This is a genomic window from Xanthomonas sp. (assembly GCF_017163755.1).
Taxonomy (GTDB): Bacteria; Pseudomonadota; Gammaproteobacteria; order Xanthomonadales; family Xanthomonadaceae; genus Xanthomonas_A.
This window is the reverse complement of record NZ_JAFIWC010000006.1, coordinates 1-18115: the sequence shown is the minus strand read 5'-3', so window position 1 is coordinate 18115 and position 18115 is coordinate 1. Positions and strand designations below refer to the sequence as shown.

The window sequence follows — 18115 nt, the reverse complement described above, 5'->3', positions numbered from 1 at the left end:
GCAATCCCTCCCACGGCACTCGACTGACTCCCGCACACGGAACGGCTGGGTGCCATGGGTCTCGTCGCGCGCCGCCGTCCGTCGGCACCTGCATGACCGCTTCTTCGGCCACGCCGCCGGGCCCGGGCGCCGGCCACGCACACCCACACCCTTGTCCGTGCCGCGGCCGCGGCTGCATGCACGCAGGCAGCATGCAGGTCAGGCAACCTCAACCCGAAATCGCCAGCCGCTCCTGGTGATAGCGGCGCACCGCGGCGAACCACAGCAGCGCGGCCAGGCCGAAGCCGGCGGCCAGGTACACCGCCCAGGTCTGCAGGTCGATCGGCTCGCGGCGGATAATCTTCAGCAGCATCTGGTTCTGCGCCAGGAACGGCACCGCGAACTGCCACAGCGTGGTCTTCAACGGATACACCATCAGCGCGTAGCCGGGCAGCATCGGCAGCAGCATCAGCCAGGTCATGTGGCTCTGCGCTTCCTTCATGCTCTTGGCCGCCGCGGCCAGCACGGTCAGCAGCGAGGTACCGATGAACAGCATCGGCACCAGCACGAACAGCATCTGCAGCATCGCCACGAAGCCGACGTTGAGCTGGCGGCCGATGCCGGTGGCGAACTGCGCGCTGAGCTTGAACGCGAGCAGGGTCAGCAGCAGCGACACCAATCCGACCACGCACGCGGCGGCGATCTTGCCGCTGACGATCGCCCCGCGCGAGGCCGGCGTGGCCAGCAGCGGCTCCAGCGACTGGCGTTCGCGCTCGCCGGCGGTGGCGTCCAGGATCAGGTAGGCGCCGCCGATGAACGAGGTGATGGTCAGCAGCACCGGCAGCAGGATCGACAGCAGCGCGCCGCGCTTGGCCTCGGCGGTGGCCAGGTCCTGGGTGGCGATGTCCAGCGGCCGCGCCACCTGCGCGTCGATGCCGCGCGCGAGCAGGCGCAGCGCGCCCACCTGCTGGCTGTAGCCGCTCAACGCCGCCTGCACCCGGCTGGCGGGGATGTCCGCGTCGCGGCGGGTGCTGTCCTTGACGATCTCCACCAGCGCCGGGCGGCCTTCGCGCCAGGCCTGTTCGTAGTCCTCGCCGATGCGCAACGCCAGGTCGATGTCCTGGTTGCGGATCGCCGCGGTCAGGTCCGCCGGCGGCGCGACCGCGTTCAGGCCCTGCGCGGCGAGGAACGCGACCAGGTTCGGCGCGCGCTCGCGGCCGACCACGGCGATGTCCAGCGGCTTGTCGATCTGGGTCTTGACCCGGCTCTCGGCCAGCGCGCCCATGCCCAGGATCAGCGCCGGGTACAGCAGCGGGCCGAGCAGCAGGGCCAGTGCCAGCGTGCGGCGGTCGCGCGAGAGGTCGCGCAATTCCTTGCGCATCACGGTCAGTAGTGTGCCGAACAGGTTCATGCGTGCAGTCCCTCGTCGCTGCCGATCGCCTTGACGAAGGCGTCTTCCAGGTTGTCTTCGCCGGTCAGCGCGCGCAGCTCGTCGGCGGTGCCGGCGGCCACCACCGTGCCCTTGGCGACGATGACGATGCGATCGCACAGCGCCGCCACCTCCTGCATGATGTGGCTGGAGAAGATCACGCAGCGGCCTTCCTCGCGCAGCCCGCGCAGGAAGCCGCGCATCGCGCGGGTGGTCATCACGTCCAGGCCGTTGGTCGGCTCGTCGAGGATCACGTTGCGCGGATCGTGGACCAGCGCGCGCGCGATCGCGGTCTTGGTGCGCTGGCCCTGGCTGAAGCCCTCGGTCTGGCGGTCGAGGATGTCGTCCATGTCCAGCGCCGCCGACAGCAGCCGCGTGCGTTCGGCGATGCGCGCGGCCGGCAGGCCGTGCAGCTGGCCGAAATAGGCGATGTTCTCGCGCGCGGTCAGGCGCTTGTACACCCCGCGCGCGTCCGGCAGCACGCCCAGCGCGCGCCGCACCGCGATCGCGTCGTGGCGCGCGTCCAGGCCGTCCACGCGCACCTGGCCCTGGTCCGGGGTCATCAGCGTGTACAGCATGCGCAGCGTGGTGGTCTTGCCGGCGCCGTTGGGGCCGAGCAGGCCGGTGATCTGGCCGTCGGCGGCCTCGAAGCTGACCCCCTGCACCGCCTGCACGGTGCCGGTCTTGGTCTTGAACGCCTTGTGCAGATTGTCGGCGACGATCATGCGCGGCCCTCCCTGCGTGACGATGCGCGGCTCATGGTTCCCATCCGTTGAATGAAGTGAAAGCGGGCACGCCGCTCATCGCGTCCAGGCACTGCGCGTCCAGTTGCTTGGCGTCGGCGGTCTCGAAGAACTGGCCGAGCAGCTTGGGCATGCAGCCCAGGGTCATGGTGCCGTGGCCCTGCCCGCGCACCACCAGGTGGCGGCCGTTGGGCAGGCCCTGCAGCACGCGCTCGGCGTAGCGCGGCGGGGTCACCGGGTCCAGTTCGCCGGAGGTCAGCAGCACCGGCAAACTGGACTTGAACGGCGCGGTGAAACCGGCCGGCCGCGTGCCGGTGGGCCAGGCCGGGCACGCGGCGAAGAACATCCGCGCCACCTCCGGGCCGAGCAAGGTGCCGGTGGCGGCCGGTTCGCGGTAGCGGTCGGCGTCCTCGGCGCAGATCACCGACCACTGCATGCCGCGGCTCATCTGCCCGGCCATCTGCTTGCCCATCAGCTGCGCCAGCGACAGCAGCGGCGCGTAGCGCTCGTGCGCGGCCTCGTCCAGCACCAGCGGCAGCAGCGATGCGGTCTGCGGGGCGTAGGAGAACGAGAACGCCAGGCTGGTGACGGTATCGGCGGTGACCCGGTCGCGCTTGCTCTCGCCGCTGGCCGGGTCGCGGTAGTCCACGTCCACCGGCGCCTGCTGCAGGCGCGCCATCACCGCGCGCAGCTGGGCGCGGGTGTCGGTGGGAAAACGCTTGGCGCAGGCCGGGGTCGCCTTGCATTGCGCGGCCTGCAGGGCGATCGCGTCCTCGAAGGTGGTGGCGAACTCGCCACCGACCACCAGGTCGTTCGGCGCCACGCCGTCGAGCACCACGCTGCGGGTGTGCGCGGGGTAGCGCGCGGCGTACTGCTGGGCCACGCGGGTGCCGTAGGAGCCGCCGATCAGGTTGAGCTTGTCCACGCCGAGCGCGGCGCGCACTGCGTCCAGGTCGCCGATCGCCTGGGTGGTGGTGTAGTAGCGCGGATCGGCGCGGCCTTGCAGCGACTGCGCGCAGCGCCGCGCGTAGTCGGCCATTTCGCTCGCGCTGGGCACCTGGCTGGCATCGTCCAGCGCCAGCTCCTGGCCGTCGGCGTCCAGGCAGCGCAGCGGGTTGGACTGGCCGGTGCCGCGCTGGTCGACCAGGAAGATGTCGCGCTGCTTGCGCACCTCGCGCAGCGCCAGGTTGACGATGCCGGCGACCTCGGTGGCGGACTGGCCGGGCCCGCCGGCGAGGAAGAACACCGGGTCCGGCGTGCCGCCGCCCTGGTTGCCGGCCTCCAGCCAGGCGATGTTGAGCTCGATCCTGCGCCCGCCCGGCGCGGCCGGGTTCTCCGCCACCGCCAGGCGCGCGCACTGCGCCTCGACATTGCCGGTGGCGACCGGGCTGGTCAGCGTGCAGGGACGGAAGCGCAGCTGGCCGTAGCTGCGCTCGGCCTGCTGCGCTTGCGGCGCCCGCGCCGGCTGGCAGGCGGCGAGCAGCACGGTCGCCGCGCCCAGGGCGAGCAGTCTGCTGGGGTATCGCATGGTTCGCATCCTTGGAATGATGGCTTGCAGGATGCCATGACGCGGCCCCATGCCGGATGTGACCGAAGGCCGGGACTCGGGACTCGGGACTCGGGACTCGGGACTCGGGACTCGGGACTCGGGACTCGGGACTCGGGACTCGGGACTCGGGACGGCAGGATGATGTCCCGGGGCAAATCGCTGTCAAGCGATTTGATGAAAAAAGTGCCAGTTTTTTTAGAAAAAAGCGGCCCTTTTTTTTGCGGTTCCGGCGCAACCGCTTTTCTGTAGGAGGGGCTTCAGCCCCGACGCCTTACCGGTAACGCGTCGGGGCTGAAGCCCCTCCTACAGAAAAGCGCAAAAGCTACGAACTTGCGAAAATCCCGAGTCCCGAGTCCCGAGTCCCGAGTCCCGGCTCCCGAAGCCTCACTTGCTGCTGACGTACTTCTCGCGACGGATCTGCTGCACCGGCAGGCCGGCCTCCTTCAGCGCGTCGAAGCAGGCGTCGACCATGTTGGGATTGCCGCACAGGTAGGCGATGTCGGTCGACGGGTCGGGGGCGAATTCGGCCAGGAACTGCTGCACGTAGCCGTGGCGCACGTCCGCGTGCGGCGCGGCGGGCAGCTCGCGCGAAAAGCACGGCACGAAGCGGAACCCCGGGTGCGCCTCGGCGAAGGCGCGGAACTCGTCGCCGTACAGCAGCTCGGCCGGCGAGCGCGCGCCCAGCAGCAGCACCACCTCCACGCCGCGCTCGGCCATCGCCGCCTCCAGCAGCGGCAGCATCGAGCGGTACGGGGTCACCCCGGTGCCGGTGGCGATCAACAGGTAGCGGCGGTTGACGTCGCCCTGGCCCAGGCAGAAACGCCCGTACGGACCGCTGGCCGAGACCTGGCCGCCGATCTCCAGCCCTTCGAACAGCGCGGTGGCCGCGCCGCCGGCGACGAAGCTGACCGCGATCTCCACCACTGTGTCCGGCGGCGCGGCCGGATCGTGGCGCGTGGCCAGCGAATAGCTGCGCTTGGTCGCGGTGCCGTCGGCGTAGTGGAAATGCACCTGGACGAACTGGCCGGGCACGAACGCCAGCGGCTCACCGTCGTCGCGGACGAAGCGATAGTGGCCGACGGCCGGGGCCAGCATATGGCGATCGACCAGTTTGAGCGGAAATTGGGCAGGCACGAAGGATGCAACAGTCTGTAGCCGGGGCCGGGCCCGCGAGGTCTCCTATAATAGCGGCTGCATTTATCCGGCGCCGTCAACAAGGCGCGAAAGGCCCTGGCTTTGACTTCCCCATCCCCGAACCCGCTCCCGAGCCCGCCGGCACCGGCGCTGCGCGTGCGCGAACTGCGCAAGACCTACGACAACGGCGTGCAGGCCCTGAAGGGCGTGTCGCTGGACGTGGCGCCCGGCGATTTCTTCGCCCTGCTCGGCCCCAACGGCGCCGGCAAGTCCACCCTGATCGGCATCATCAGCTCGCTGGTGAACCTCAGCCAGGGCCAGGTCGAGGTGTTCGGCACCGACCTGGTGCGCCAGCGCAGCGCGGCGATGCAGCTGATCGGCCTGGTGCCGCAGGAGATCAACTTCAACCTGTTCGAGCAGCCGTTCGACATCCTGGTCAACTACGCCGGCTTCTACGGCATGCCGCGCGCCCAGGCCGAGGCGATGGCCGAGGTGGAGCTCAAGCGCGCGCACCTGTGGGAGAAGGCGCGGGTGATGAGCCGCACGCTGTCCGGCGGCATGAAGCGGCGGCTGATGATCGCGCGGGCGATGATGACCCAGCCGCAGCTGCTGATCCTCGACGAGCCCACCGCCGGCGTGGACATCGAGATCCGCCGCGACATGTGGCGGGTGCTGCGCGAGATCAACCTCGCCGGCACCACCATCATCCTGACCACCCACTACCTGGAAGAAGCCGAACACCTGTGCCGCAACCTGGCGATCATCGACCACGGCCGCATCGTCGAGCAGGGGCCGATGCGCGAGCTGCTGGCCAAGCTCGACGTGGAGGGCTTCCTGTTCGACATCGACGGCGAGTTGCCGGCGCAGCTGCCGGCGATCGAAGGCACCACGATGTTCGCGCAGGACGCGCATACGCTGGACCTGGACATGCCGCGGGCGATGGACCTCAACCGCGTGTTCGCCGCGCTCGGCGACGCCGGCATCCGCGTGCGCTCGATGCGCACCAAGAGCAACCGCCTGGAGGAGCTGTTCGTGCGCCTGACCGGCGACAACCGGGACCCTGCAAGCCCGGCGGACGCGGATCCGCCGAAGCAGCCCCCCGCCGCCTGATCCCCCTTTCGCTGGACGACGATGAACACCACAAGCACTCCGCCCCCCCACCTTTCCGAGGCCACGCCGACCCAGCGCAACTGGGTCGCGCTGGGCACCGTGGTGCGCCGCGAGGTCAAGCGCATCCTGCGCATCTGGGGCCAGACCCTGGTGCCGCCGGCGATCACCATGACCCTGTACTTCCTGATCTTCGGCGGGCTGATCGGCTCGCGCGTGGGCGAGATGGGCGGCTACAGCTACATGCAGTTCATCGTCCCCGGGCTGGTGATGATGAGCGTGATCCAGAACAGCTACGGCAACATCAGCTCCAGCTTCTTCGGCGCCAAGTTCGGCCGCCACGTCGAGGAGCTGCTGGTCAGCCCGATGCCCAACTGGGTGATCCTGTGGGGCTATGTCGCCGGCGCGGTGCTGCGCGGGCTGATGGTCGGGGTGATCGTGCTGATCATCGCGATGTTCTTCACCCCGGTGCGCATCCCGCATCCGCTGGTGACGCTGAGCACGGTGCTGCTGGGCGCGACGATCTTCTCGCTGGCCGGCTTCATCAACGCGGTGTACGCGAAGAAGTTCGACGACGTGGCGATCGTGCCGACCTTCATCCTGACCCCGCTGACCTACCTGGGCGGCGTGTTCTATTCGGTCAAGCTGCTGCCCGGCTGGGCCGAGGCGGCGACCCACGCCAACCCGATCTTCTACATGGTCAACGCGTTCCGCTACGGCCTGCTCGGCAGCAGCGACGTGCCGCTGTGGGTGGCCTATGCGCTGATGCTGGGCTTCGTCGCGGTGCTCAGCGCGCTGGCGCTGTGGCTGCTCAAGCGCGGCGTGGGACTGCGCAGCTGAGCATGCGCCGCCCCGTCGTGGCGCGGTCGCGGTGGCTGCTGTGCGCCGCCGTCGTGGCCCTGCCCTGCGCCGCTTCCGCCGCCGGGCAGGCGCCGGCCGCGCTTGCCGACGACACGCTGTACCGCCTGGGCCAGGCCGACGGCACCCAGCTGGCGCAGGCACGCTACTGCGACCTGCCGCGGACCGAGGTCGCGCGCCTGGCCAGCGCCCTGCAGCACGCCGCGCGCGAGCGCGCGCTGGCCGCCAACGCGGCGTTCGACGCGGCCGAGCACAGCGCCGCGATGAAATCCGGGTTCGACGACTTCCGCCGGTTGATCGCCCTCGTCGACGCGCAGGGCGACGCGCAGGATCCGGCGCAACGCCAGGCGCGCTACCGCGAGCAGTGCGCCGAGGTGCGCGCCGGGGTCGAGGCGCTGATCGGCCCGCTGCCCGAGGAAGAAGCCAAGGACTAGGCGCTGTTCCGCCCCCCACCACCAGAAAGGCACCAGATGCGCATCCTGATCCTCGGCGCCGGCGGCACCGGCGGCTACTTCGGCGGACGCCTGGCCCAGGCCGGCGTCGACGTCAGTTTCCTGGTGCGCCCGGCGCGCGCCGAACGCCTGCGCCGCGACGGCCTGCGCATCCGCAGCCCGCGCGGCGACGCGCAGCTGGCGGTGGCCACGGCGACCGCCGATGCGCTGCCGGCGCTGGCCGCGGCGCAACCGTTCGACCTGGTCATCCTCAGCTGCAAGGCCTACGACCTGGACAGCGCGCTGGACGCGGTGGCGCCGGCGATGAGCGCCGCCACCACGCTGCTGCCGATCCTCAACGGGCTGCGCCACTACCCGGTGTTGGACGCGCGCTTCGGCCGCGAGCGCGTGCTCGGCGGGCTGTGCTTCATCAGCGCCACGCTGGACGCGGACGGCGTGGTCCAGCACCTGGGCAAGCCGGCCTCGCTGACCTTCGGCGAACGCGACGGGCATGGCACAGACAGCGCGCGGGTGCGCGCGTTCGCCGCTGCCTGCGCGGCGGCCGGCCTCGACCATGTCGCCGCGCCGCGGATCGCGCAGGAGCAATGGATCAAGTACACCTTCCTGACCGCGCTGGCCGCCGGCACCTGCCTGATGCGCGCGCCGGTCGGTCGCATCGTCGCCGGCGACGACGGCGATGCGCTGATGCGCGGGCTGTACGCCGAATGCCTGGCGGTGGCGGCCGCGGCGGGCGAGCCGATCCCCGACACGGCCCAGGCCAGCGCGCTGCAGTTGCTGACCCAGCCCGGCTCGCCGACGAAGGCCTCGATGCTGCGCGACCTGGAGGCCGGGCAGCAGGTGGAAGCGCAGCACATCGTCGGCGACATGCTGGCGCGCGCCCGCGCCGCCGGCCACGCCGCGCCGTGGCTGACGGCCGCGTACTGCCATCTGCAGGCTTACCAGACCGGGCTGGCGGAGCGCTGAGACACGCGGCAGCACCGCCGCCCCCCCCTGTAGGAGCGGCTTCAGCCGCGACCGGACGTACCGGCAGAGCGGTCGCGGCTGAAGCCGCTCCTACAGAGGAAACAAGGCAATGGCCGCCCGCAATCTTCGCGCGCCGCTGACGCCCGCCCCGCCTATGCTCGGCGACCTCACCACGGCCGGCAGCGCATGAAGTTCATGGAAAAGATATTCCGCGGCGGCCACATCGTGATCATCCTGCTGTTCCTGCTGTGCGCCGCCGGGCTGGTGTCGATGGCGGTGCTGGAGCTGTGGCACGGGCTCACCCCCGGCGGCGACCTGGTGGTGCGCGACCGCTTCAACGTGGTGCTGGAGGCGATCGGCCTGCTGACCGTGGCGCTGGTGACGCTGGAACTGGGCCAGACCATCTTCGAGGAAGAGGTGCAGCGCGACGTCAAGGTCAGCGGCCCCACCCGGGTCCGGCGCTACCTGTCGCGCTTCTTCGTGGTCATCGTCATCGCCCTGGCGATCGAGACGCTGGTATCGATCTTCGAGCTGATGCACGACGACCCGTCCAAGCTGCCCTACGCCACCGCCGTGGGGCTGTGCGCGGCGCTGCTGCTGATCGCCTGGGGCGTGTTCGTGCGCCTCAACCGCAGCGCCGAGGAACTGGAGCCCGAAGCGATGGCCGAAGCCAAGCGCGAGGACAAGCAGGTCGAGTGACCCGCTACTCCGCCGGTGCCGGTGCCGGTGCCGGCGCGCGGCGCAAGCGCCGCGTCATCCATTCGCCCAGGTCGTCGAGCACCGTGAACGCGGCCGGGATCACGATCAGGCTCAGCAGCGTGGAGGTGATCAGCCCGCCGATCACCGCGATCGCCATCGGCGCGCGGAAGCTGGAGTCACCGGACCAGCCCAGCGCGATCGGCATCATGCCCGCGCCCATCGCCAGCGTGGTCATGATCACCGGCTGGGCGCGCTTGCGGCAGGCGTCGATCAGCGCATCGTGCTGGCTCAGGCCGTGCTCGTCCTCGGCGATCACCGCATAGTCCACCAGCAGGATCGAGTTCTTGCTGGCGATGCCGATCAGCATCAGCAGGCCGATCAGCGCCGGCAGCGACAGCAGGTTCTGGGTCAGCAGCAGCGCGCCGAACGCGCCGCCGGCGCACAGCGGCACCGCGGTGAGGATGGTCAGCGGCATCAGCGCGTGGTTGAACAGCAGCAGCAGCACCATGTAGATGCATACCAGGCCCGCGGCCATCGCCAGCAGGAAGCCGACGAACAGCTCGACGAACACCTCGGCATCGCCGGTGTTGAGGAAACTGACCCCGTCGGGCAGCTTCTGCACGCTGGGCAGTGCCTGCACCTCGTCCATCACCTCGCCCAGCGGGCGGCCGTTGAGCTCGGCGCTGAGGGTGACGTTGCGCTGGCGCTGGTAGCGCGAGATCTGCGCCGGGCCGCTGCCGGCGCTGATGTCAGCCACCGCCGCCAGCGGCACCGGGCCGTAGCGGCCGTTCACGCGCAGCTGGCCGATCAGCGCCGGGTTGTCCAGCTGCGCCTCGGCGAAGCCGACCCGGATCGGCACCTGCCGCTCGGGCAGGTTGAGCTTGGCCAGGCGCTGCTCGTAGTCGCCGGAGGTGGCGATGCGCGCGGCCTCGGCGATGTCGGCGGTGGCCACGCCCAGGTCGGCGGCGCGCGCGGAATCCGGCGCGATCACGATCTCCGGACGCAGCAGCGACGCCGAGGAAGTGACGCTGCCCAGGCCGCGGATCGTGCGCAGGTCGCGCTCCAGCGCGATCGACGCGTCCTGCAGGCGCTGCGGATCGTCGCCGGCCAGCACCAGCTGCATCATCTCGCCGGCTTCGGAGCTGAGGTAGCTCACCCGCACCCCGGCCAGGTTCGCCAGCTGGGTGCGTACCAGGCGTTCGAGCGTCTTCTGGTCGCGGTCGCGGTCCTCGGCCGGGCCCCAGTCGAGGATCAGCATGGCCTTGCGCGGCTCGCCGACGCCGGACTTGGACGGATCGCCCACGTCCAGCACCGCGCCCACCGAGGTGTACACCTGCTTGAGCTCGGGGATGCCGCGCAGCTGCGCGCGGGCGCGCTCGGCCACCGCCATGGTCTGCTGCAGGGTGGTGCCCGGCGGCAGTTCCAGGCTCAGGTTGCTGCGGCCCAGGTCGGAGGTGGGAATGAAGGTGGTGGGGATCAGCGGCACGATCGCCAGCGACGCCACGAACAGGCCGGTGGCGATCCACAGCGTGCGCGCGCGATGGCGCAGCGCCGCGTCCACCCAGCCCAGGTACCAGGTCATCAGCCGCGACTCGCGGTGCGTTTCCGGATGCGCCTTGAGCGTGTAGGCGGCCATCATCGGCGTCAGCAGGCGCGCCACCAGCAGCGAGAACAGCACTGCGGTGGCCGCGGTCCAGCCGAACTCGCGGAAGAACTTGCCGGCGATGCCGGGCATGAAGGCCACCGGCACGAACACCGCCGCCAGGGTCAGCGAGGTGGCGATCACCGCGGTGCCGATCTCGGCGGCGGCGTCGCGCGCGGCCTCCAGCGGCGGCTTGCCCATGCGCAGGTGGCGCACGATGTTCTCGATCTCCACGATCGCATCGTCGACCAGGATGCCGACCACAACGCTCAGCGCCAGCAGGGTGATCAGGTTGAGGCTGAAGCCGAACCAGTACATCACCGCGAAGGTGGGGATGATCGACAGCGGCAGCGCCACCGCCGACACCCAGGTCGCGCGCCAGTCGCGCAGGAACAGCCACACCACCAGCAGCGCCAGCAACGCGCCTTCCCACAGCATCGTCATCGACGAGTTGTACGAGCGCAGGGTCTCGTCGATCACCGTGGTGACCAGCTTGAAGCTCACGCCCGGATGCGCGGCCTTGAGCGTCTCCAGCGCCGCCTCCACGCCCTCGGCCACGTCGACCTCGCTGGAGCCGCGCGTGCGCGACATCGAGAACGCCACCACCGGCTTGCCGTCCAGCAGCGCGGCCTGGGTCGGGTCGGCGGCGGCGTCGCTGATGCTGGCCAGCGCCGACAGGCGCACCGCGCGGCCGTCGGCCACGCTGATGCTGTAGTCGCGCAGCGCGGAGGCGTCGGCGATGGTGCCGACGGTGCGGATCACCTGCTGGCTGCCGTCGAGCTCGGCCTTGCCGCCGGCGCGCTCGACCTGGATCCGCGCCAGCTGCTGCGACACGTCGCCGGCGGTGACGCCGAAGGCCTGCAGCGCGTTGGGGTCCAGGTCCACCCGCACCTGGCGCTCGACGCCGCCCACGCGGGTCACCTGGGCCACGCCCGGCACGCCGTACATCGCCTTGCTGACCTCGCGGTCGACGAACCAGCTGAGCTCGTCGGGCGTCATCGCCGGGGCGACCACCGCGTAGGTCATCAGCGAGCCGCCGATATCGACCTTGGACACCACCGGTTCCTGGATGTCCTGCGGCAGGTCGGTGCGGATCTTGGTGACCGCGTCGCGGGTATCGTCCAGCGCGGTGGGCAGGTCGGTGCTGAGGAAGAACTCGATGCTGGTGACGCTGACGCCTTCGTTGACGGTGGACATCACCCGCTTGACGTTGGGGATGGTCGCCACCGAATCCTCGATCCGGCGCGTGACCTCGGTCTCCAGCTGGCTCGGCGATGCGCCGGGCTGGGTGATGGTCACCGTGGTCATCGGGAAGGCGATGTCCGGGAAGCGCGCCACCGGCAGCTTGTGGAAGCCCCACAGGCCGGCCACGCACAGCACCAGGAACACCATCAGCGCCGGCAGCGGACGCTTGATCGCCCAGGCGGAGAAGTTCATGGCGCCGGCTTCGCCGCGGCCGCGGCCGCGTTCGCCACCACCCGCACCCGGTCGCCGTCGCCGAGGAAGCCGGCGCCCTGCTCGACCACCGCATCGCCGGCCTTGAGCCCTTCGACGATCTCCACGCGGCCGTCGACGGTGGCGCCGGTGCGCACGCGCAGGCGGCGCGCGATCTGCTTGTCGACCGCGAACACGTACGGGTGGCCGTCGCGCTGCACCACCGCGGCGGCCGGCACCATCAGCGCCGGACCGGCGCCGACGACGATGCGGCCCTCGACGTAGGTCCCGGGCTTGAGCGGCCCGGGTTCGGGCAGGTCGGCGTAGATGGTGCCGGTGCGGGTCTGGCTGTCCACGCCCGGGCTGACCGCGCGGATGCGCCCGGCGACGCTGCCGCCGGCGGCGGGCAGGGTCACGAGAGCCCCCGGCGCGACCAGCGGCAGCTCGGCCTCGGGCAGCTCGGCGCGCCATTCCAGGCGGCCGTCGCGGATCAGGCGCAGCAGCTCGGTCCCGGACGCGACCACCTGCCCGGGCTGCACCAGCCGCCTGGAGACGATGCCGTCGGCGGGCGCGCGCAGTTCGGCGAAGTCGCGGCGCAGCTGCGCCGCATCGCGTGCGGCGCGCGCGGTGTTGCGCTGCGCCTCGGCCTGGGTGCGCGCGGCGCGCAGCTCGTCCAACTGCGAGGCGCTGATGTACTTGTCCTTGACCAGCTGCTCGGCGCGCGACAGGTTGGCCTGCGCCAGTACCACGCTGGCGTCGGCCTCGGCCAGGCCGGCGCGGGCCTGCTGCAGGTCGCTGTCCAGGGTGCGGTGGTCCAGTTCCAGCAGCACCTGGCCGCGGCGCACCGCCTGGCCGACATCGACGTTGAGCGCGGTGACGCGCGCGCCGCTGATCTCCACGCCCAGCTGCATCTCCTCGTACGCCGAGACCGGGCCGGACACCAGCACGGTGCGCTGGATCGACCGCGGCTCGGCGCGGACCAGGGTCACCGCCAGCGCCGAGGCGTCGGCGTCGGCCTCCGGTTCGGCCGGCTTGCCGCACCCGGCCAGGACCAGCATCGCGCCGGCAAGCACCACGACCAAGAGCGGACGAACAGGCATGCAGGGCTTTCCGTAGACAGTGCAGCCGGATCGGTGCCGGGCGATTGTACCGGCAAGTTCAGCGTGCAACGGCCTGCACGCGCGGCGCTTCAGGCGGCGGCAGGCAGGGAGAAGAACGCCCGGGCGGTGGCGGTGGTCGCCGCGGCGGTCGCCGCCGCGTCCTCGCCGCGGTCGCGCGCCAGTTCCTCGACGATATGCGCCAGGAATGCAGGTTCGTTGCGGCGGTCCTTGGGCAGGGGCGTGAGCGTGCGCGGCAGCAGGTACGGCGCGTCGGTCTCGACCATCAGCCGCGACGCCGGGATGTTGCGCACCAGTTCGCGCAGGTGCGCGCCGCGGCGCTCGTCGCACAGCCAGCCGGTGATGCCGATGTGCCAGTCGCGGTCCAGGTAGTCGAACAGCTCCTCGCGGCTGCCGGTGAAGCAGTGCACCACCACCGGGCCGAGCTTGCCGTCGAACTGCTTCATCAGCGCCAGGAAATCGGCATGCGCGTCGCGCTGGTGCAGGAACAACGGCTTGCGCGCGCCGCCGGCCGCCAGCTCGCTGGCCAGCTGCAACTGGCGCTCGAACGCGCGGTGCTGCGCCGGGCGCGGGGCGAAATCGCGGAAATAGTCCAGGCCGCATTCGCCCACCGCCACCACCTGCGGATGCGCATGCAGCGCGCGCATCTCCGCATCGCATTCGGCGGTGTATTCCAGCGCATGGTGCGGGTGCACGCCGGCGGTGGCGTACAGGAAGCCGGGGTGCTGCTGCGCCAGCTGCAGCGCCTGCGGCGAATGCTCGCGGCTGGCGCCGGTGACCACCATCTGCGCCACCCCGGCCGCGCGCGCGCGCTGCAGCACCGCGTCGCGGTCGCGGTCGAAGGAGTCGTGGGTGAGGTTGGCGCCGATATCGATCAGGGACATGGAACGGTGGGCCGCAGCAAGGACGGCCGCCGATTGTAAGCGGCCGCGCCGCACGCGGTGGCCGCACGCATGCGCCAAAACGCGAGGCGGCGGCGCGCGGCGCTCTACACGCGGCGGGGCGATCCGTATCCTTGGCCGATGGCCTCCCCCGTTTTTCCGATCGACCCGCTGCTGCCGCAGATCCGCGCCAGCCTCGCCCGCCATCCGCGGCTGGTGCTCGAAGCCCCGCCCGGCGCCGGCAAGACCACCCAGGTGCCGCCGGCGCTGCTCGACGCGCCGTGGCTGGACGGGCGCCGCATCGTGATGCTGGAACCGCGCCGGGTGGCCGCGCGCAGCGCCGCCACGTTCATGGCCCGGCAGCTGGGCCAGGCGCCGGGCGAGACGGTGGGCTACCGCATCCGCTTCGAGAACAAGGTCTCTTCGCGCACCCGCATCGAGGTGGTCACCGAAGGCATCCTGACCCGGATGATCCAGGACGACCCGATGCTCGACGGCGTCGGCGCGCTGCTGTTCGACGAGTTCCACGAGCGCCACCTGGCCGGCGACCTGGGCCTGGCGCTGGCGCTGGACGTGCAGGCGCAGGTGCGCGAGGACCTGCGCATCGTGGTGATGTCGGCGACGCTGGACGGCGAGCGGCTGGCGCAGTTCCTGGACGCGCCGCGGCTGTCCAGCGCGGGGCGCAGCCATCCGGTGGAGATCGCGCACTTCCCCGCGCGCCGCGACGAATCGCTGGAAGCGCAGACCCGCCGCGCGGTGGATCACGCGCTGCAGCAGCACCCCGGCGACGTGCTGGTGTTCCTGCCCGGCCAGCGCGAGATCGCGCGGGTGCAGGCGGCGCTGGAGGGGTCCGGGACCGTGTCGGGGCTCTCGTCCGGTACGGCTTCGGGAGTCGTCTCATCAGGCGCCGCCTCGGGCGTGTCCTCGTCCGCTGCTGCTTCTGGTTCCCGCTCTTCCGGCACCGCCTCCGGCGTACCCTCATCCGGCGCTGCGCGCCACCTTCTCCCGGGGGGAGAAGGGAGTGGCGGCGTCGACATCCTGCCGTTGCATGGCGAGTTGCCGGTCGAGCAGCAGGCCAAGGTGCTGCAACCCGATCCGCAGAGACGCCGCCGCGTGGTGCTGGCCACCAACGTGGCCGAGTCCTCGGTCACCCTGCCCGGCGTGCGGGTGGTGATCGACGCCGGGCTGGCGCGCGAGCCGCACTACGACCCCAACAGCGGCTTCTCGCGGCTGGACGTGACCGCCATCGCCCAGGCCTCGGCCGACCAGCGCGCCGGGCGCGCCGGGCGCGTGGCGTCGGGCTGGGCCTACCGGCTGTGGCCGCAGTCGCAGCGGCTGGAGGCGCAGCGCCGGCCCGAGATCGCGCAGGTGGAACTGGCCGGGCTGGCGCTGGAACTGGCCGCGTGGGGCAGCGACGCGCTGCGCTTCGTCGATCCGCCGCCGGCCGGCGCGCTGGCCGCCGCGCGCGAGCTGCTGCAACGGCTGGGCGCCTTGAGCGAGAACCACGCGGTCACCGCGACCGGCCGGCGCATGCTCGCGCTGGGCACGCACCCGCGGCTGGCGGCGATGCTGCTGGCCGCGCCGGATGCGCGCGCGCAGGCGCTGGCCTGCGACCTGGCCGCGCTGGTCGAAGCGCGCGACCCGCTGCGCCAGGGCGGCGACGCGCTGGCCGCACGCTGGCGCGCGCTGGCCGCGTTCCGCCGCGGCCGCGCCCCGCACGACGCCAACCGCGGCGGCCTGGCCGCGATCGATGCGGCGGCCAGGCAATGGCGGCGACGCCTGCGCAGCGACGCCACCCCACCGGACAGCGTGGAGGCGCACGAACTCGGCGACCTGCTCGCCCATGCCTTCCCCGACCGCATCGCCGCACGCCACCCGTCCGACCCGCTGCGCTACCTGCTGGCCAACGGCCGCAGCGCGCGCCTGTTCGACCACAGCGACCTGCGCGGCGAACCGTGGCTGGTCGCCACCGAGCTGCGCTACGAGGCCAAGGACGCGCTGCTGCTGCGCGCCGCGCCGGTGGACGAGGCGCGGCTGCGCGCCGATTTCCCGCAGCGCTTCGTGCAGCAGGACGTGGTGCGCTGGGATGCGGAGCGGCGCGCGCTGAGCGCGCTGCGCGAGAGCCGCTTCGATCGCATCGTGCTCGACAGCCGCCCGGCCGGCCGCGTCGATCCGGCGCATGCCGCCGCCGCGTTGACCGACGCGGTGCGCGAACTGGGCCTGCACGCGCTGCCGTGGAGCGAGCCGCTGCGCCAATGGCGCGCGCGCGTGGCCGGGCTGCGCCTGTGGATGCCGGAGCTGGACCTGCCCGACCTGGGCGACGCCGCGTTGCTGGCCACGCTCGACGCCTGGCTGCGCCCGGCCTTCGCCGGCAAGACCCGGCTCGACGCGCTGGACGAGGACGCCCTGGCCGAGGCGCTGAAATCGCCGCTGCAATGGAGCCAGCGGCAGGCGATCGACCGCCATGCGCCGACCCGGATCACCGTGCCGTCCGGCATGGAACGGCGCATCGACTACGCGCTGGACCACGACGGCCAGCCGCGGCCGCCGGTGCTGGCGGTGAAGCTGCAGGAGCTGTTCGGCCTGGCCGACACCCCGCGCATCGCCGACGGCCGCGTGCCGCTGGTGCTGCACCTGCTCTCGCCCGGCGGGCGCCCGCTGCAGGTGACCCAGGACCTGCGCAACTTCTGGTCCAGCACCTATCCGGAAGTGAAGAAGGAGATGAAGGGACGCTACCCGCGCCACCCCTGGCCGGACGACCCCTGGACCGCCGCCGCCACCCATCGCGCCAAGCCGCGCGGCACCTGACGCTCGCGGGCCGAAGACGATCTCGATCCGGCGACGTCATCGCGGTGCCTGCGACGCAAGGTGGCGGCGATGCGGAACAGCGGCTGCACGACGCGCTCCGAGCGGCCTGCAACGCCTGCCTGCATGCAGGAAGGAGGGACCCCGCCAAACCCATGGCCGGCAATCCCGCGGCGACCGCGACGCTGCATGCCGAACCGGCGCAATCGCCGTACGACGGCCACCAGCCGCTCCTGCCCTCCGATCCAATGCGTTTCCCAGCCAGGCATTGCCGCCAGGCCGCGCAGACGCCACGCACGTCGGCCGGTGCCCCTTCCGCAGCCGGCTCCCCCAGCCGGCACGTGCGCACGGTACCGCCGCACGCGCCTGCAAAGCGGCCCACATTCAGCCGCCAGACGAATCCGCGACGGCGCGCTAACGCCATCTATACGGCGGCCAAGGGACACTGCAGCCCTTATTCCTGCAAGAAGGAACGCCCATGAACAAGCTGACCATCATCACCGACCGCGCCCTGGACCGTGCGCTGGATTTCGCCAGCCAGGCCGGCGACAGCCTCAAGCACCTCGGGCCGCAGGCGAACCGGTGGTTGCAGTCGGGCGCCGCGATGGGCGCGATCAAGACCGGTGCGGCGATGGGTGCGGTAAGGACCGGCACCAAGGTCGCCGGCACGGTGGTACGCCGCAACCCGGCCATCGCGATCGCCGCCGCGGCGCTGGGCGCCGGCCTGCTGGGCTATGCGATCTACCGCAAGCGCCAGCGCGACCGCAACGGGCCGATCGACGGCGATTCGCAGCGCATCGAGGCCAGCAAGCGCGGCAATGCCGGCGCGCGGCGTTCGGCGACGCGGGTCTCCCGCCGCGCCGCGGCCGCGCAGGAAGGCACCCAGGAATAACGCGCCGTATCGCCGTATCGCCGTCGGACGGCGGCGGCAGCGAAAGAAGCGACCGGGCTACGTCCGGTCGCTTTGTTTTAGGCGCTACTTGAGGCACCACGCCGCGGCACGCTGGCATCTTGCAGACGGGTTTCAGTCCCGATCCTTGCGGCCGCGATCGGCCGCTTCATGCGTCGCGACTGAAGTCGCTCCCACAGTCCTGTCGATCCTTCCGATCGTGGCGAGCTGCCACTGTCCGTCACGATTGAATCGCGTGCAGAACGCACATCCGGCGGACCGAAGGCACACTTGCCCCTGTAGGAGAGACTTCAGTCCCGACCCGTTGCGGCCACGGTAGGCTCGCCACTTCCTTTGTCGCGACTGAAGTCGCTTGTGTCTTATGCGGGTATACCGTTGAGGTGAGAGCGGAGTGCGGCAGGCCGCTAAGTCG

Annotated in this window: 14 protein-coding genes; 7 read left to right on the top strand and 7 right to left on the bottom strand. The window is 71.5% G+C overall.

Features of this window, described 5'->3' with window-relative positions:
* Positions 1–208: 208 nt before the first annotated feature.
* The 4 genes from JR065_RS05440 to JR065_RS05425 all read right to left on the bottom strand — a co-directional run bounded on the left by JR065_RS05440 (position 209) and on the right by JR065_RS05425 (position 4795).
* Positions 209–1390 (bottom strand): ABC transporter permease, encoded by a 1182-nt coding sequence (locus JR065_RS05440; protein ID WP_206232835.1) that lies wholly within the window; start codon positions 1388–1390, stop codon positions 209–211.
* Positions 1387–2133 (bottom strand): ATP-binding cassette domain-containing protein, encoded by a 747-nt coding sequence (locus tag JR065_RS05435; protein WP_206232833.1) that lies wholly within the window; start codon positions 2131–2133, stop codon positions 1387–1389. The genes JR065_RS05440 and JR065_RS05435 overlap by 4 nt, the downstream gene beginning before the upstream one ends.
* A gap of 31 nt (positions 2134–2164) precedes the next feature.
* Positions 2165–3679, bottom strand: a complete 1515-nt coding sequence (locus JR065_RS05430) for an alpha/beta hydrolase (RefSeq protein ID WP_206232831.1) — start codon at positions 3677–3679, stop codon at positions 2165–2167.
* 405 nt (positions 3680–4084) lie between these two features.
* Positions 4085–4795 (bottom strand): FAD-binding oxidoreductase, encoded by a 711-nt coding sequence (locus JR065_RS05425; protein WP_429001844.1) that lies wholly within the window; start codon positions 4793–4795, stop codon positions 4085–4087.
* Between the two features lie 195 nt (positions 4796–4990).
* On the opposite strand from JR065_RS05425, the gene JR065_RS05420 reads away from it, so the two are divergent.
* The 5 genes from JR065_RS05420 to JR065_RS05400 all read left to right on the top strand — a co-directional run bounded on the left by JR065_RS05420 (position 4991) and on the right by JR065_RS05400 (position 8913).
* Complete coding sequence (locus JR065_RS05420; RefSeq protein ID WP_206233050.1) at positions 4991–5944, top strand: ATP-binding cassette domain-containing protein; 954 nt, start codon at positions 4991–4993, stop codon at positions 5942–5944.
* A 21-nt stretch (positions 5945–5965) separates the two neighbouring features.
* Entirely contained in the window at positions 5966–6781 is an 816-nt protein-coding gene (locus JR065_RS05415; protein ID WP_206232827.1) for an ABC transporter permease, read from the top strand.
* A 2-nt stretch (positions 6782–6783) separates the two neighbouring features.
* Entirely contained in the window at positions 6784–7233 is a 450-nt protein-coding gene (locus JR065_RS05410; protein WP_206232825.1) for a hypothetical protein, read from the top strand.
* A 36-nt stretch (positions 7234–7269) separates the two neighbouring features.
* Positions 7270–8214 carry a 2-dehydropantoate 2-reductase gene (gene panE, locus JR065_RS05405; RefSeq protein ID WP_206232824.1) on the top strand — a complete coding sequence of 315 codons (945 nt, stop codon included), beginning with the start codon at positions 7270–7272 and terminating at the stop codon, positions 8212–8214.
* Between the two features lie 195 nt (positions 8215–8409).
* Positions 8410–8913, top strand: coding sequence for a hypothetical protein (locus JR065_RS05400; RefSeq protein WP_429001843.1), 504 nt, complete (start codon positions 8410–8412; stop codon positions 8911–8913).
* 4 nt (positions 8914–8917) lie between these two features.
* On the opposite strand, the gene JR065_RS05395 is transcribed toward JR065_RS05400, so the two are convergent.
* From JR065_RS05395 to JR065_RS05385, 3 genes are all read right to left on the bottom strand, one after another.
* Positions 8918–11992: an efflux RND transporter permease subunit gene (locus JR065_RS05395; RefSeq protein WP_206232820.1), complete on the bottom strand. Its 3075-nt coding sequence runs from the start codon at positions 11990–11992 to the stop codon at positions 8918–8920.
* Complete coding sequence (locus JR065_RS05390; RefSeq protein ID WP_206232818.1) at positions 11989–13089, bottom strand: efflux RND transporter periplasmic adaptor subunit; 1101 nt, start codon at positions 13087–13089, stop codon at positions 11989–11991. The genes JR065_RS05395 and JR065_RS05390 overlap by 4 nt, the downstream gene beginning before the upstream one ends.
* An 89-nt stretch (positions 13090–13178) precedes the next feature.
* The gene (locus JR065_RS05385) at positions 13179–13991 is read right to left on the bottom strand and encodes a TatD family hydrolase (RefSeq protein WP_206232816.1); all 813 of its coding nucleotides are present in this window, start codon (positions 13989–13991) and stop codon (positions 13179–13181) included.
* Positions 13992–14129: 138 nt separating this feature from the next.
* Here JR065_RS05385 and hrpB point away from each other — a divergent pair, with 138 nt between their 5' ends.
* Together hrpB and JR065_RS05370 are read left to right on the top strand one after the other, a co-directional pair.
* On the top strand, positions 14130–16796 hold the full coding sequence (gene hrpB, locus JR065_RS05375; RefSeq protein WP_241093406.1) for an ATP-dependent helicase HrpB: 2667 nt from the start codon (positions 14130–14132) through the stop codon (positions 16794–16796).
* A 475-nt stretch (positions 16797–17271) separates the two neighbouring features.
* A complete protein-coding gene (locus JR065_RS05370) occupies positions 17272–17685 on the top strand; it encodes a hypothetical protein (protein WP_206232814.1) in 414 nt (137 codons plus the stop codon).
* Positions 17686–18115 lie beyond the last annotated feature (430 nt).